The organism is Abyssisolibacter sp. ZYX002 (assembly GCF_056892235.1).
In genome coordinates, this window is the sequence record NZ_JARMXH010000001.1 from 645,910 (window position 1) to 661,939 (window position 16,030).

Sequence of the window (16,030 nt, forward strand, 5' to 3'; positions counted from 1 at the left end):
GTGAACTTTTTTGTTCTATAATCTGAGTCAATCAACTCAAGGTATATCAACAACTAATATAGTAATTAGAAATTCCAGTATTTTTTATTGCTAATGGAAACAATAGTAGTGATAAATTTAATAAATAGGAATGGTGATAAATGACAAGGCGAGAAGTGATAAGGATACTAAATGAAATAGGAGTATTATTAGAATTAAAAGGAGAAAGTTTCTTTAAATCAAGGGCGTATTATGAAGCTGCTAGAAAATTAGAGATTATTGATGAAGATATAGAAAAATTAGTATCCCAGCAAAGATTAGAAAATATAGAGGGGTTTGGAAAAGCATTGACACAGAAGATTACAGAACTAGTTACAACGGGGCAGCTAAAGTATTATAATAAACTTAGAGAATCTATTCCTAATGGCTTATTAGATATGCTTAAAATACAAGGATTAGGACCTAAACGAATAATGACTATTCATGCATCACTAGGGATTAACACTATAGATGAATTAAAAAAAGCATGTGAAGAAGATAAATTGCTTGATCTTCCTAGGTTTAGTAAAAAAATTCAAGCTAAGATACTGGAAGGTATTAATAATTTAAATAATTATGCTGATAAGTTTCATTATAATATAGGTGAAATGGTAGCTAATGAGCTACTAAAACATATCATAAACAGCCCTTATGTAAAACGGTGCCAAGTAGCTGGTAGTTTAAGACGTAAAAAAGAAGTTGTTAAGGATATAGATATAATAGCAAGCAGTGACAATCCACATGAAGTAATGAATATATTTACCAATCATTCATATGTAAAAGAGATAATAGCTAAAGGAGAAACAAAATCTAGTGTAGTACTAGTGAATGGCATGAATGCAGATATAAGAGTGGTAAACGACGATGAATATCCTTATGCATTACATCACTTTACTGGAAGCAAAGAACACAATACTGCGTTAAGACATGTAGCTAAAAAACATGGACTTAAAATAAATGAATATGGGATTTTTAATGGACAGCAGAAGATAAAATGTAAAGATGAAGTAGATTTTTTTAAAGTATTTGATATGAAATATATACATCCTGAATTGAGAGAAAATTATGGAGAGTTGGAAGCTGCTCTAAATAATAAGTTACCTCATTTAGTAACACTGGGCGATATTAAAGGAATGGTACACGTTCATACAATGTATAGTGATGGCAGTGCTACTATTAAACAGTTAGCTAAAGAATGTATAGCTAGAGGATATAAATATCTGTTAATATCAGATCATAGTAAATCAGCTGTATATGCAGGAGGATTAAGTGAAGATGAGATAAAAATGCAACACAAAGAAATTGATATACTTAATGAAAAATATACTGATTTTAAGATTTTTAAAGGTATTGAATCCGATATATTAACAGACGGTAGTTTAGATTACTCTGATGAAGTATTAAAATCATTTGACTTTATTATAGGATCTGTCCACAGTTCATTTAGGATGAATGAGGAAAAAATGACAAAACGAATAATAAAAGCGTTAAATAATCCTTACATGACTATACTTGGACATCCAACAGGAAGATTATTATTAAACAGAGCAGGGTATAAAATTAATATAGATAAAATAATAGATACATGTATAGAAAACAATATTATAATTGAAATAAATGCTAATCCTTATAGATTAGATATAGATTGGAGATATATCAAAGCTGCTAAAGATAAAGGAGCAAAATTTGTTATATCATCAGATGCACACAGCATAAAAGAATTTGAATATATGAGATATGGTGTTAATGTTGCTAGAAAAGGATGGTTAGAGCATAGAGATATATTTAACTGTTTAAGCTTGGAAAAGGTAGTGGATTATCTAAAATTATAAATTATAAATTAGAAATTTAATTATCATTATAAACTTTAAGTTATATATTATGATATAATAATACTACAATTTATAAAATACCATAATATTCTAATTGTTTCAGTGTATCTTAATCAAAATATATTTATATAAACTTATTATGGACATGCTCAAATTAATCAATAAATATAATGGAAGGGGCAAAAGATGATAAATAAGACTCTTAAAATTAAAACTAATAAAAGAGATGAAATGGTAGATATTACAAATATGGTTCAGCGAGTAATTGAGGAAGCTAATATTAAAAATGGCTTATGTACGATATTTATACCACATACAACTGCAGGTATAACGATAAATGAAAATGCTGATCCAGATGTAAAACGTGATATGATAATGGAACTAAACAAAATAGTTCCATTTGTGGATGGATATCAACATATTGAAGGAAATTCAGCAGCTCATATAAAGTCAAGTATATTGGGTTTTACACAAACCATTATTATAAGTAATAGTAGATTGTTATTAGGAACTTGGCAAGGGATATATTTTGGTGAATTCGATGGTCCTAGAACTAGAAAGTTTATTGTTAACATAGTTGCTGAAGATTAATAAAAAATACACCGAGACATATTAGAGATATTAAAAACTTCGTAACCAAATAGTTTGGTATAATGATAACTATTAAAGAGAACGAAGGAATTGTTATTATTTTGAACATTCTAGTAAAGGATGATTTCAAGATTATAAGAATGTTAACTAATTAGTAATACATTAGGAGGAATACCATGAGAGAATATTTTCAAAAAATATTTGTTGGTTCTACGGATAAATCAAGTGTTAATTATAAAGGAACAATAAAAGGTAATAGATGGATAAATGGTAAAGTTTGTTCTACATCTAATGAATACCAAGTCCAAGATGGTATTATTTTTTTGGAGAAGAATCACAAGGAGATATGTTTACGAACGATGACTTATCAATCTGGTATGAAGGGGGGAGATTCAAAAAAAATTGGCATAGGAGTTTAGAACCATCTAATGAATTGAATTCTGCAATTAGAGAACTATGTAGAAAAGTTGCTGATATGGGTTATCCAGTTATGGATATCGCAACAGGACCTAGCTTAGGGCTATTGCCAGAAATAATAGCATTAAACCCAGATAATGAGTATTTAGCAACTGATGCTTGCCCATTAATTTCTATCTTTTAGAACAAATTCATAAAAGAAAATCATATAAATACGAATTTAAGTTTTGCATCTTTTAATGCACTTAATATGCCTATTAAGTCATCAACTATAGATGTAATAACTAGTAATATTGGATTATCTTCATTAAGAACAGACATACAAAATGGTATGGGAGGAATTAAGGAGGTTGCGAGGATACTTAGATGCGGAGGATATATGTTTACAATTGAAAACAGATTTACCGAACCTGAAGCTGTAAAAGAAGCTTTTAGAATATGGGGAAAACAATGTTGGTTTAATTTTGATATTAAGCCTTGGCAAGAAAGATTTGAGCTTGCTAATTTACGTGTTATTAATTCAGAAGTAACATCAAAATTTAAACTTAATAAAGATGATAATAACTTAGCTAAAATTGCAAATGAAAATAATATTGACTTGATAGTTGAACATACCGCTTACCAGTTAGTTAAGAGATAAATATAAGAGGTGAGTACAATTCAACATTCCATAAAAATAATGAAAGATACAATTGTTGATATACTTGATAGTAATGAAATTTCTATTTATATAGTTGGTTCTGTAACATCTGGAGATTTTAAATTAGGATGGAGTGATATTGATATTTTATGTTTAACTAAATCTCCAATTACAGATAAACAAGCAAATAATTTGGTTTATTTAAGGCAGAAATTGCTTAAAGATAATCCAAATAATAAATATTTTAGATTATTTGAAGGTGGATTTATGTCTTTTGATACTTTTAAAAATAAAACTAGAGATACAGTCGTTTACTGGGGTACAAGAGGGCAAAGAATTACCGAGACATACCATTTTGACAGTTTTGGGATGTATGAGCTAATTACTAGAGGGTTATTGTTGTATGGAAATGATTTAAGAGGAGAATTGACAATGCCAACTTATAGCCAGCTAAGAAATGATGTAATCAACCACTATGAAACTATTAGAAAGTATGCAATTAAAACAAATAGAAGCATCTATTCTGCAGGCTGGATGCTAGATATAGCGCGAGGTATATTTACATTAAAAACTGGTGAAGTAATAACAAAAACAAAAGCAGGGGAATGGGCGTTGGAAAAACAATTATGTCCTACACCAGGAACTTTGATTAAAGTTATAAAGTTAAGGAAAAACCCTAAGAAATATATGAATAGTAATGAATTTTTAGAGTGGACAGAATCCCTTGGACCTGATATTCAAAAATTTGCAGACATCATGCAAAATGAAATATTTACTTCAAGGTCAGTTAAAAGTACTAAACATTAATTATAATAAATTACACGAAATTATAGGAGCTAAACAAAGTGCTATTAAATCGATTTAAAAATAGAGGTGAATTTGATGGAAAAACAAAAAATGTATTGGAAAAAAGTATATGAGTCAATGTCAAGTTGTAAAGTTAGCTATGACCTATGGCTTGATAAACACAAAGATTTATTAGAGAGCTCAAAGCACCTACCCATTATTGATTTAGGGTGTGGAATAGGAAACAATACATTATATTTATTGGAGAGAGGGTTTAAAATAATCTCATGTGATTTCTGTCAAGAAGCTTTAGATAAATTGAGCAAAAATAGTGGCAACGTAGATACTAGATGTTTTGATATGAAAGATGGGCTACCTTTTAAAGATGAGTGTTCAAAAATTGTTATCTCAGATTTATCTTTGCATTATTTTACATGGAAAAAAACGAAGGAGATATTAAATGAAATCTCTAGAGTATTAACAAAAGAGGGGGCTCTATTATGTAGAGTTAATTCATTACATGATATAAACTATGGAGCTGGTGATGGATTGAAGATTGAAAGTAATTATTATAATATTGATGGAAAACTTAAAAGATTTTTTGATGAATCAGATGTTTTCAAGCTTTTTAGAGAATGGAATATTACATATCATAAGGAAACAGAAATAAATAGGTATGATAAACTAAAAATAGCATGGGAAATATGTGCCTACAAAACAAATAAAAATGAAATTGTATATGGTATTAAAATCAGGTGAAAGCCTGATTTTATTTATATATTGCGTAGAAACATAAATTATTAAAAGTGAAAAATACTTTTGGACAGAATCTAAGAACCTATCCTGATTTATTAATTCATAAACAAGATATAATTAATTGTTAAAAAATAAGGATATGAAGGCTATCAATTAAAATGGAATAAATTTTAAAATGATGTACGGAGATAAAGTAGTTAATGATTTTGCAGAGTTTACAAACAAGCTAAAATCTAAGGGAATAGTGTGTAGAAAATGCAAATATTTAAAGAAATGAGGTGGTGTATTTAGAGGATATATAGATTTATATGGATGGGATGAGTTTGTAAAAAATAACATAGAATCTTTTGATAAGATTATTAAACATAGAGACATCAACCTTCTATTTAACTTTATTGATTGTTATGGGTCACATGGATTAGCAGAGATTATAAGTAGAAGTCCATTCATTAATGAACTAAAACAAAAAGGATTTACACAAAGTTGTCATTTGTGTAAAGAGATTTTAAACAATATAAATATGTATAAATATGTATTAGAAACAATAAGAGAGTAATCATCAGTTATGTATGGTTACTCTTTTTTTTCTACTTAGTTTTAGACCATTGAAAAAGTAAAACTATAATTAAAATTATAAAAAATAATAAAAGAATTGAATTATTTTGATATAATGATTGCATAAGGGGGAAAAATAGATGCATTTAGACAAGAAAATAGGTACTGGAGCTCAGGCTGACGTATATTTACATGATAACAAAGCAATCAAATTATTCAAAAAAGGGTATAGTAAATCCCAGGTTTTTTACGAGGCGATGATAAATTCTATAGTGGAAAATATAGAAATACCTGTGGCTAGTGTACATGAAGTCCTAAAAATTGATGGAAGGTTTGCTATTAGTATGGATTATGTACAAGGAGTCACATTATATGAATTGTTTGAAAAAGATAATGTCAATCCTAATAAATATATAGAAATAATGGTGGATTTACAGATTAAAGTACAATCACAAAAAGTGGTTCTACCAGTAAAATTAAAGGATAGACTTAAAAATCAGATAATTGAAAATAAGGAAATTGATAAATATAAAAAGCAGAACATTATAGAATTGTTAGGTAGTTTTGATGAAGGAGATAATCTTTGTCATGGTGATTTTCATTGGTATAATATAATTAAAGGCAAGAAAGATTTTTATGTTATAGATTGGATTGATGCGACAGTAGGTTGTAAAGAAGCGGATGCATGCAGAACATATATGTTATACTTATTTCATTGCTCTGAATATGCTCAAGTTTATTTGTCAACATATTGTGAAAAGACAGGTAAAGATAAAGATGATATTTTAAAATGGTTACCTGTTATAGCAGCAGCAAGATTAAATGGTGGGTTTGAAGAAGAAAGAGAAAAAATTAATTTAATAATTAAAGATATATAAACCATTAGTATTTAGGTACTGATGAAAAGTAGATTTATATAAAAATAACTTATAGGTTAGTTCTATAACTATAAGTTATTTTAAATTATTTTATAAATTTTGAAGCGCTTTTACAGGCTAAAGGTAGTTATTAGTGGAGGTGAAAAAATGCATGATTATGTTAACGATATACATAATATTATAGAACAATATAAGAACATGGTATATGCAATAGCTCTAACTCATGTTCAAACATGCTCTAATGCTGATGATGTCTTACAAGAAGTATTTCTTGCTTATTATAAAAGTAATAAAGCATTTAATGATGAAGAACATAGAAAAGCATGGCTTATTAAAACTACCTTAAACCAGTGCAAAAAACTGACTTCAAGCTCATGGTGGAAAAGAGTAATTCCTTTCAATAAAGAAATAAAACCTAATGATGATGGTAGTTTTCAGTTTGCTTTGCCAGAAGAGAATGCTGTGTACTTAGCAGTGTGCAATCTTCCTGAAAAATATCGTATTGTAGTATATCTTTACTATTTTCAAGATTATAACTCAGAAGAAATAGGTAAGATATTGAAGATTAAAACAAGCACTATACGCACAAGGCTTATCAGAGGTAGGGATATTCTAAGAGTCAAATTGAAAGGGGAGATATTCAATGAATAAAGATATATTTAAGAATATGCAAAATCAGATGACACCTAGAGATGAAACTATAAGAGAATTACATGAAAAAATAGAAAACCAAACAAAAATAAAAATCAAGTTACCTAGAAATATAATGAAGATGGCTACAGTAATATGTTCAATATTAGTAATATTAGTATGGTGTATACCATGGTTAAAAAGTAGTAATGATAATATACCTAAGAAACCAATAAAAAATATTATTAATCCAAATAGTTTAAATAAAGAATATAATAATACAATAGTGTTTAATGAAATAGATACACTATCTACTGATAAAAGTAATAAAGTATTGCTAGATAAAATAACCTATAGAGCTAAGATGAACTATAAACAAGCATTAGAGTATTATGGCAAAGGAATTAAACCGAATAATCTACCTATAGATTTAATAAATGACAATATCGAAAAAAGCTATCAAATCATTTACAATCAAGAAAGTAAGGTCATACACGATACTAATGTATTTAGATTTACTGAGAAAGATCAAAATGAAGGATATAATCCACTAAAGAGAATATTGGCGATAGAAGTATCAAATAAAAGAATAGAAGATGATTGCATATATATAAATGAAAAAGAAATGAAAGCTTCATCAATAAACAATGTGAAAGTTATGTTAGGGCATAGATTAATGGATTATGGACCGTATAATCCGAATGAAAAAACAGCAGATGGAAGTAATAAACCAGCAGGATATTACGATTCATACGTGGCAAAATTTAACTATAAGGGTGTTGATTTTAACATAGTTTCAAAAAATTTAACCAAAGATGAATTTATAAAAACTGTTGTTGGTATAATAACAACTGCCACTAAGCCTAATAAAAAGATAGCTTTAAAGAAAGAGAGATTTGAAACCTTTAGAGATGTTTCAAAAGATAAGATATATTCTATTAGCAAATTAAGTGAGTATTTACCTACAAAAATAATAAGAAACTTAACTTATAGCAGTGGGTCAGCTACTATTTCAACTGATGATAAGGAAAACAGACTGTACGTATCATATAATAACAATGCATATGACTATCTTAATATCCATGTGAGTCCACTTTTAAATATATATTACAAAAATCTAGTAGATATAGATGAAGTTGAAAAATATGATATTACAAAATATAAGCCACCATTTGCTGAAACCATACCTGATGAATTAAGAAATACAATGGATAGACCAATATTTAAAGAAAGTGAAATTAAAAAAGATGTAATTGATAGAAGAAAAGTTATAACTAGAGGCGATGTTGGAGATAGTAGTTATTATGAAACTATGAAATTTTCTGTGAAATGTGGAGATTTTATTATTGATTACAACATTAAAATGAATAAAATTGATAGTAATAAAGTTGTGGAGATGGTAAAATCCTCAAAATATTATCAATAATCAATAAGTCTAAAACAGGGAGTCAGATTAACTCCCTGTTTTAGTTTACTATCTTGTTATTCCCATCAATGCAGTTTCCCAGTAATCTTTAGTATTTTGTCCTTCCCAACATAAGCAAGCAATATAAATTGGTTCAGGGTCAGTACCTGAGCCACCAGTGTTTTGATTTAGTCTTAAATTCTTGATATTTCTTTTCATTAATTTTTTCATAAAACGACCTCCTTTTCACATTTATTCTATAGAAATATTATCACAAAAAGTAAAAAAATACAAGAAAAATTACCAAAAATATTATAAAATTTACAAAATATATAATAATAATACAAAATAATCATATTCATTCACTATAAATACCAAACTTAGCGAATTACATTGATAATTTCTTGAATTATTATTCAATATAATAGAGATGAGCTTTATACTGAATAATTGATAGTTTGAAATATATAGTAGTAATAATATAATTCAACTATAAATTATGGCTTTGACTATGTTGATATTAGTCAATATTTAAAAAGATAGTATGTTAATTTTAAGAATCATCCTAAAGCAATTCAGCAAGGATGATTTTGTTATATAAACTAATTATCAAAATATAACAATATTAGTTTAATAAACCATAGTTTAATGATATAATTCTTGTAAAAGGAGATGGTGTAGAATTATGGAAATTAGTACAATATATTATTCAATTACTATATTAATGGTCGTAGTAGCTTTAAAACAAGTGATAAATATGATACATACTAAGAGCAAAATTAAAACTGTAAAAGCAACAATAATAGATATATATTCAGTTCATCCAGAATCCCAAAAAGTTTACAATGCAAAGGTAGCAACGGTAGGCTACTATGCTAATGGTAAATATATAATATCTGATGATAAGATAAAAGTTTCGATGAATAAAGATATTGGAGATGAAATAATAGTCAAATATTATATAAATAAACCTGAAAAACTATATAAATTGCCCTTAGATATATTAATTTTATCCTTAGTGATTGGGTGTTTATGTTTAGCTCTTGGAGGCAATATACAATAAAATAGTAAAAAAGAACTATATTTACCAAAAATATTGAAAAATAACTGTAATAAATATACAATGGTAATGTAAAATAAAGGAGGGAATAGTATATGAAGTTTAAAAGAAGTATCGTATTATTATTAATTACCTTATTTTTGTTATCATTTAATGTTTGTGAGCTATATGCTTACCAACCAGCATCACACCATGTTATTGTTAAGGCAGTTACAGAGAAATTACCACAAGATAGTAGGATAAAAAAGGCTTTGACACAGTATCCGAAGATTGCAACATGGGGAGCGAATGCACCTGATCTTGGATACATACAAATTAAACAAGCAGTAGAGTATGCGCCGTGGGGTGATAGGTTTCATTATTTTAAGGTAGGAAGCTTTGCTAGACGACAACTGGAGATTGCATTGAGCTCAGGAAATAATAAAGAAATAGCATTCGCAGCAGGATGGTTAACACATGTAATGGGAGACTATGCTTGCCATGGTATATATGTAAATCCAGAGGCAGGGTTATATATGACAGATGAAAGTTCAAGACCACTTCATAAGAAACTTGAAACTATGGCAGAGGAATACTTATGGGTAAATAAAGGTGGGTATACTAAAGAATCCTATGAAAAAATAGGTATATGGAATAAATTTAGTGCTATTGATAATATTCCATTTGATTTATTTAATAGGACAGCAAGAGAGATTTACGGGACAAGCCCAGGTGGATTAGAAGAAAAAACGTGGGCGCGATTTTACAAGACTGGGTTAGAAACTGGAGTAGGTTATGAATATACTAATTACGAAGAAAGTATAAACTTCTTATCAAAAAACGGACGACTAAATAGGTTAGAACGTTCATATCAACAAGCTGTTACTACTTCAGTTAATTTACTCAAACAAATAGAAAGTGGAAATGGAAGTAACTTCAGTGATAGATGGAATATAGATTTCGGAAGAAGTAGTTCACCATTTAGTTCATTAACAGTAACAGTTACAACTTCAGATAGCTTTTTAGCTAGTACAGACGAATATGTATATTTTATAATGGAGTTAGAAAATGGAGACACAAAAAAATGGCTTCTAGACAAAAAAGGACATAACGATTTTTACAGAGGAGATAAAAGTGAGTATTATTTATTTATAAATGATAATAAAATAACTCCTTCAACCGTTAGAAAATTCTATCTGAAAAAAGAAAATTATGCAACACCTATATTGAACGATTGGAAAGTGCAACATTTAAATGTAAATATTAATGGAATAGATGTATTAGATAAAGAAATAAATGATTGGATAGATGAAAACGGAGGACAGTTTGGCTTTGATGTAGATTTAAGCTGTGTAACTAATTTAGTGGATACACCAATAGATTAATGGATAAAAAAGATGCATTGAGATTATAGTCATGCATCTTTTTACTTGCATTATTTCACATCATTTATTATAGAGAATTCTGCTACAGTAAATACATTTTCATTATCTTTGAATAGTTCTTTGACTATCCTATAATTACCTTCTTTTAAAATTCCATAATCATCTTTAATGTATAAAATTTGTTCTTTTTTATCTCTAGGCTTTAAAATGTGTGCTATTGAGTTCCAAGCCCTATTAGGTAATGTAGGGACAACCAGCCATTCATTGTTAATGTTTATTTCTAGATGTGGCTGTTCGCCGAAATTATACTCTTTGTTTGATAAATTATTATATATTAGTTTTATTTTCTCAACGTTTTGAGTAATGCATTGTTTTGTAGTAGATAATTTAACGTCTTTACAGAATTTTTTTTCGTTATAGGGAGATTTTTTATTTTCACCAATACTATCTTCTTTTGAAACACATGATGTTAAAATTAGCATTAGGAATACTACACATAGTATTACAACTGTCCTTCTCATTTTTTTTAACACCTCTTTATAATTAGTTAAACTACTATCTATTTAGACTACTGCTTGAAAATAAAGTTCCTACTATAAACATGTAAATATTTAACATACGATTATCTAAACATAATATAACATATATAAAATAAGTATACATGATAAGAACCGAAAAACTTATTCAGAGAATCCAACCATAGACTATTTAAATAAATAAGAGTTAGGCACGGGCTACCTTACTATAGTAAGGTAGGAGAATAAAAAATATTAGGACTCTACCTATTTATACTAACTTGAGTATTTGTTATTATTTTGTTATGATTGAATTTACAAGGAGGTAGAGTTATGATAGGAGTACCATTCAAAAAAGTAGTATTAAAGGAATATGATGAGAATTGGAAAGAAGAATTTGAAAAAGAAAAAGAGAAGATACTACATAAATGTGAATCATTTATTTGTGAGATTAAGCATGTAGGTAGTACTTCTATACCAGGTATGTTAGCAAAACCATTGATAGATATTGCGATAATGTATGAAAGTGCAAATAGTAGCAAACTCATCAAAAGTATTATTTCATTAGGATATGAATATATAAAAATATCAGCTACATCTAATAGATTATATTTTGTAAAGAGGGTTAATGGTAACTCATTGTATCACGTACATGCATACCAAGAAGGTAATGAGCACTATTATAAACAAATAGCTTTTAGAGATATCCTTATCAATAACTCTAATCTAGCCGACAATATATTCATATTAAAAATAGGCTATATACGCAATATAAAGATAACAGAGAAGAATATACAGCAAGAAAAAGCGAATTTATAAATAGTGTGTTACGAAATTTGCTAATAAAAGATAGCTAAAAAACATGAGAAAGGGGTATATATGAACGATAGAGCAAGAGCTATAATAATCGTTAATAACAAACTAGCACTAATAAAAAGAGTTAAAAGTACTGAAAGTAATGAAATTACATATTTTGTGTTTCCAGGAGGAGGAGTAAAAGAAAATGAAAGTAGCAAAGAGTGTGTTGTTAGAGAAGTATACGAAGAATTAGGAATTATTGTAGAAGTTATAGAGTTATACCATACTTTAAGTTGTGAAGGATATAAAGAATATTTTTATATTTGTGAACATAAATCAGGGGAGATTGGTAGTGGTAAAGGAGAAGAGTATTCTAGAAATAGTAAAAATTATGGTTGTTATATTCCTCAGTTAATAAATATAAAGGACATTTCATCTAAAAAACTGTATCCTATAACAATTAGAGACAAGATTTTAACAGACCAGCTGTTTTAGTAATAGAATGAACATTAATATATATAATTAGGAGATAGATATGAAGAAAAATGAAGTGGCTAAGAACCTCATAAAATTAAATCATAATATTTTCCTATGTCCTATATGTGGAGAAAATATGATAATTACTATGAATAAAAGTTTAATATGCGTAAATAAGCATACTTTTGATTTATCAAAGTATGGCTATATTAATTTGACATTAAATTCTAAAAATACAAAATATAGCAAAGATATGTTTAAAGCAAAGAAAGCTATACACAATATTGGTATATTTGATAAAATGCTTTCAAAAGTCGTAGATTTGATTAAGACGTATTATCTAAACAATTATACAGGAGAAAGAGTTAATATCTTGGATTTAGGTTGTGGTGAAGGCTCACATTTAGCGAGTATAATAAACAGACTGGCAGAAAAGAGCAATCGCAAAATTTTAGGGGTAGGAGTAGATATAGAAAAAGAAGCAATTAAAATAGCTTCTAAAGGATATCAAAATGCAATATGGTGTGTTGCAGATTTGGCTAAAAGCCCGTTTAAAAAAAGAACATTTGACATAATAACAAATATCTTTTCTCCATCAAACTATAAGCAGTTTAATAGAATTTTAAAAGATGACGGAGTGTTAATTAAAGTAGTTCCTGAAAAGGATTATCTTAAGCAGTTAAGAAGTGCTTTTTACAATAAAACTGATAAACAAATTTATTCAAATGATAAAGTAATAAACCATTTCGCTAAAAATTTCAAAATTATTCATAAGACTAATATCAATTATAGTTTAAAGATTGGCAATGATGATTTAAAGAATTTAATCCATATGACACCGCTAGCTTGGGGAGTAGACAGTGATAAAATTAAATATATAATAAATAAAAAACTCGATGAATGCACAATTGATTTATGCATAATAATTGGTAAAAAAAATAGACATACATATTAAGTATAAATATTACCCAAACTACCTCATAGGAGGTGTTAAATATGAATGGCAATATTGAGATATTAAATTACATACATCAAAACTCTGAAATGGGAAGAGATACATTGAAGCAGTTAATCAACATAGTTAAAGATAGTGGTTTTAAAAAAGAATTAAAATCTCAGTTTGATGAATATAACAAAATATATAGTGAATCAGAAAAAATGTTAAGCAAATTAAATAAAGAAGCAAAGAGTATAAAACAGTTGTCGAAAATATCAACTTATATAATGATAAGCTTAAAGACTTTAACAGATAAAACACCATCACATATATCTCAAATGCTCATACAAGGTAGTACTATGGGAGTTATTGATATTACAAAAAAGCTAAAAGAGTATAAAGATGCAGATAGCAAAATACTAAAACTTGGTGATAAATTACTGAAATTTGAACAGAAAAATATTGAAGAGTTAAAGAAGTTTTTGTAGAAATGAAATATATAATTAAGATAGGGACTATTTAGAAATTAATAGTCCCTTTTATATAGCTATTTCAAAAATTCAATAATATTTTTTAAAAATAGTTCACTATTTTAACCAATATATGCTACAATCATTTTTGCGATCTAAAAACCCATACTCAATAAGATATCGTCTTAAGATGACATGATCTTCATGAATACGTTCAAGAACTCTATTGACTTCCTTTTCTGTATAATGCACATCAGGTTTGAAAAGCTTTGCAACCTTACGTAAGACGATGATTTTGCGTTTTTCTTTTGAAGGTAAAGTCTTTAGATAACCTTCATCAGTAAAATATCTTTTAAGAATTTTTTGGTTTTCATCCTCTGTTATACAATAACGATCATCAACCATAGTAGCTGTCTGGTGAATATTTATATATTCTTCTTTTTTAGATGATTTTTCATTTAGTAGTTGCATAATAGATAATAATATCTTGCTTTGTTTTTCTTTCTCTCTTAATTTAAATCTGTAATTACGTATAGTTGATTCAGTTATACCAAGTTCTTTTGCTATTTCTTTATCAGTTTTATTTTTATAAAAACATGTTATAACTTCTTGTTGATTTTGGGTTAGTCCAGTTAATTTTTTATTAAGGTTTATCAAATAATTAAAAGAACCTCCGTGGTTTTCTTGTATATGAAGTTTCATTCTTTTTTCTGATGTCATTAAAGTATCGTTATATTTGTGTATTACACCACATTCAAGTTTGTAACCGCAGAATATACATGTATATAGCGCAGTTGATTCATCGTAGATATATCCTTTTTTTAAATCATGAATAGAAGCATCCCAAAACATAGTTTCATTTTCCAAATTAACACCTCATTTATTGTTTGATTATATATAATCATATCATATTTAAATCAAATATGCAAACCAATGCTAAAATAGTCTATAAAAATATAAACTAAACTCAAAAACATCTATATATAAATAAAATAAAGAGATGCCATTAGACATCTCTTGTAAACTACTAATATTTTATAAAGATAAATTGCTTAATCAACGATATGATCTTATCTATAAAAATGTTGACTGAGTCTGGAAGTGATTTTTTTACTATATCAGCTCTCCACACAATAAAAGAGATTACAAAAAATAAAATTACAGAGTAAATTATAAGTACATAATTTGTTCCAGAGAAAGATCTAAATCTCATACGATATAATGAGTAATTTCTTATTGTGATAAACAATAAAGAGAGTGTAGGGATAATTTTAAATAGTATATTAATATCATCATTTTGAATTATAGAAGTATTTTCATTAAGCTTTTCATACAATACCATCCAAATTATTATGTATAATAGTGTTAAGCCTAAATCTAATATTCCAACAAACAAAATATGTATAGCAAGTGTGATAATATATATATATATTGCTGCATAATTTGTGTTTTTGTTCTTTTTAGTAAGATACCATAACACACCGCCTATTATTATTGAGATTAACCCAAAATGAAAACCATATTGAGATAAGAATGGGACTGTAGTATTATGTAAATCCATAGTTATATCCGTAGGAAATTTTAATATAGATAATACTAGTGAAGTATGCATATATGAGATGAGTCCTAGTATTATAAAGAGTATACCCATTGCAAGTGGTTTACAAGCTGTTAAGTAATATAGACCATTTAATATAAAATGTCCAATCATAAGACTTAGAGAAGTAAGTAAAGCATATTTTAAAATATAAGAGAAGTTCATATGAACAAAAAATGGTATGTTAAGTAAAAATACAAGTGCATAAAAGATACATAAAAGTATAATAAGGTTTTTAAAATAGGCTATACATTTTTTAGATTTTGTAATTTTGATATTTTCTTCATTCATTCAAGATACCTCC

20 protein-coding genes are annotated in these 16,030 nt (G+C 27.5%); 16 read left to right on the forward strand and 4 right to left on the reverse strand.

The genetic code is table 11. The annotated features are described in order from the left end of the window. The first annotated feature begins 140 nt into the window (after positions 1 to 140). From polX to P3X86_RS02820, 10 genes are all read left to right on the forward strand, one after another. Positions 141 to 1,850, forward strand: coding sequence for a DNA polymerase/3'-5' exonuclease PolX (polX, locus tag P3X86_RS02775; protein WP_483291098.1), 1,710 nt, complete (start codon positions 141 to 143; stop codon positions 1,848 to 1,850). Positions 1,851 to 2,036: 186 nt separating this feature from the next. Further along, positions 2,037 to 2,441 carry a secondary thiamine-phosphate synthase enzyme YjbQ gene (locus tag P3X86_RS02780; RefSeq protein ID WP_483291099.1) on the forward strand — a complete coding sequence of 135 codons (405 nt, stop codon included), beginning with the start codon at positions 2,037 to 2,039 and terminating at the stop codon, positions 2,439 to 2,441. A 176-nt stretch (positions 2,442 to 2,617) separates the two neighbouring features. Then, positions 2,618 to 2,860, forward strand: a complete 243-nt coding sequence (locus P3X86_RS02785) for a hypothetical protein (RefSeq protein WP_483291100.1) — start codon at positions 2,618 to 2,620, stop codon at positions 2,858 to 2,860. After that, on the forward strand, positions 2,788 to 3,042 hold the full coding sequence (locus P3X86_RS02790) for a hypothetical protein (protein ID WP_483291101.1): 255 nt from the start codon (positions 2,788 to 2,790) through the stop codon (positions 3,040 to 3,042). Before P3X86_RS02785 ends, P3X86_RS02790 begins: the two co-directional genes overlap by 73 nt. Before the next feature lie 24 nt (positions 3,043 to 3,066). Then, positions 3,067 to 3,498 carry a class I SAM-dependent methyltransferase gene (locus P3X86_RS02795; protein ID WP_483291732.1) on the forward strand — a complete coding sequence of 144 codons (432 nt, stop codon included), beginning with the start codon at positions 3,067 to 3,069 and terminating at the stop codon, positions 3,496 to 3,498. Positions 3,499 to 3,507: 9 nt separating this feature from the next. Beyond that, positions 3,508 to 4,305 (forward strand): nucleotidyltransferase domain-containing protein, encoded by a 798-nt coding sequence (locus P3X86_RS02800; protein WP_483291102.1) that lies wholly within the window; start codon positions 3,508 to 3,510, stop codon positions 4,303 to 4,305. A gap of 75 nt (positions 4,306 to 4,380) precedes the next feature. Next, positions 4,381 to 5,043 (forward strand): class I SAM-dependent methyltransferase, encoded by a 663-nt coding sequence (locus P3X86_RS02805; RefSeq protein ID WP_483291103.1) that lies wholly within the window; start codon positions 4,381 to 4,383, stop codon positions 5,041 to 5,043. Positions 5,044 to 5,735: 692 nt separating this feature from the next. Beyond that, the gene (locus P3X86_RS02810; protein ID WP_483291104.1) at positions 5,736 to 6,473 is read left to right on the forward strand and encodes an aminoglycoside phosphotransferase; all 738 of its coding nucleotides are present in this window, start codon (positions 5,736 to 5,738) and stop codon (positions 6,471 to 6,473) included. Between the two features lie 147 nt (positions 6,474 to 6,620). Then, positions 6,621 to 7,124: an RNA polymerase sigma factor gene (locus P3X86_RS02815; protein WP_483291105.1), complete on the forward strand. Its 504-nt coding sequence runs from the start codon at positions 6,621 to 6,623 to the stop codon at positions 7,122 to 7,124. Beyond that, complete coding sequence (locus P3X86_RS02820; protein ID WP_483291106.1) at positions 7,117 to 8,529, forward strand: hypothetical protein; 1,413 nt, start codon at positions 7,117 to 7,119, stop codon at positions 8,527 to 8,529. Before P3X86_RS02815 ends, P3X86_RS02820 begins: the two co-directional genes overlap by 8 nt. Positions 8,530 to 8,577: 48 nt before the next feature. On the opposite strand, the gene P3X86_RS02825 is transcribed toward P3X86_RS02820, so the two are convergent. Continuing rightward, positions 8,578 to 8,739 (reverse strand): hypothetical protein, encoded by a 162-nt coding sequence (locus P3X86_RS02825; protein ID WP_483291107.1) that lies wholly within the window; start codon positions 8,737 to 8,739, stop codon positions 8,578 to 8,580. Positions 8,740 to 9,193: 454 nt separating this feature from the next. On the opposite strand from P3X86_RS02825, the gene P3X86_RS02830 reads away from it, so the two are divergent. Together P3X86_RS02830 and P3X86_RS02835 are read left to right on the forward strand one after the other, a co-directional pair. After that, positions 9,194 to 9,571, forward strand: a complete 378-nt coding sequence (locus tag P3X86_RS02830; RefSeq protein ID WP_483291108.1) for a hypothetical protein — start codon at positions 9,194 to 9,196, stop codon at positions 9,569 to 9,571. Positions 9,572 to 9,663: 92 nt separating this feature from the next. Continuing rightward, positions 9,664 to 10,932, forward strand: a complete 1,269-nt coding sequence (locus P3X86_RS02835) for a zinc dependent phospholipase C family protein (protein WP_483291109.1) — start codon at positions 9,664 to 9,666, stop codon at positions 10,930 to 10,932. Positions 10,933 to 10,982: 50 nt separating this feature from the next. Here P3X86_RS02835 and P3X86_RS02840 read toward each other — a convergent pair whose 3' ends face one another. Beyond that, positions 10,983 to 11,453, reverse strand: coding sequence for an immunoglobulin-like domain-containing protein (locus P3X86_RS02840; RefSeq protein WP_483291110.1), 471 nt, complete (start codon positions 11,451 to 11,453; stop codon positions 10,983 to 10,985). 327 nt (positions 11,454 to 11,780) lie between these two features. Here P3X86_RS02840 and P3X86_RS02845 point away from each other — a divergent pair, with 327 nt between their 5' ends. From P3X86_RS02845 to P3X86_RS02860, 4 genes are read left to right on the forward strand one after another with little or no spacing between them, the layout of a single operon-like run. Next, positions 11,781 to 12,266, forward strand: coding sequence for a GrpB family protein (locus P3X86_RS02845; protein WP_483291111.1), 486 nt, complete (start codon positions 11,781 to 11,783; stop codon positions 12,264 to 12,266). Positions 12,267 to 12,326: 60 nt separating this feature from the next. Next, entirely contained in the window at positions 12,327 to 12,740 is a 414-nt protein-coding gene (locus tag P3X86_RS02850; protein ID WP_483291112.1) for an NUDIX domain-containing protein, read from the forward strand. A 40-nt stretch (positions 12,741 to 12,780) separates the two neighbouring features. After that, positions 12,781 to 13,677 carry a methyltransferase domain-containing protein gene (locus P3X86_RS02855; protein WP_483291113.1) on the forward strand — a complete coding sequence of 299 codons (897 nt, stop codon included), beginning with the start codon at positions 12,781 to 12,783 and terminating at the stop codon, positions 13,675 to 13,677. Positions 13,678 to 13,718: 41 nt separating this feature from the next. Continuing rightward, entirely contained in the window at positions 13,719 to 14,147 is a 429-nt protein-coding gene (locus tag P3X86_RS02860) for a hypothetical protein (protein WP_483291114.1), read from the forward strand. Positions 14,148 to 14,246: 99 nt separating this feature from the next. Here the strand turns inward: P3X86_RS02860 and P3X86_RS02865 are convergent, their stop codons facing one another. Further along, a complete protein-coding gene (locus P3X86_RS02865; RefSeq protein ID WP_483291115.1) occupies positions 14,247 to 14,996 on the reverse strand; it encodes a DUF2087 domain-containing protein in 750 nt (249 codons plus the stop codon). Positions 14,997 to 15,156: 160 nt separating this feature from the next. After that, complete coding sequence (locus P3X86_RS02870) at positions 15,157 to 16,017, reverse strand: hypothetical protein (protein WP_483291116.1); 861 nt, start codon at positions 16,015 to 16,017, stop codon at positions 15,157 to 15,159. Between the last annotated feature and the right edge of the window lie 13 nt (positions 16,018 to 16,030).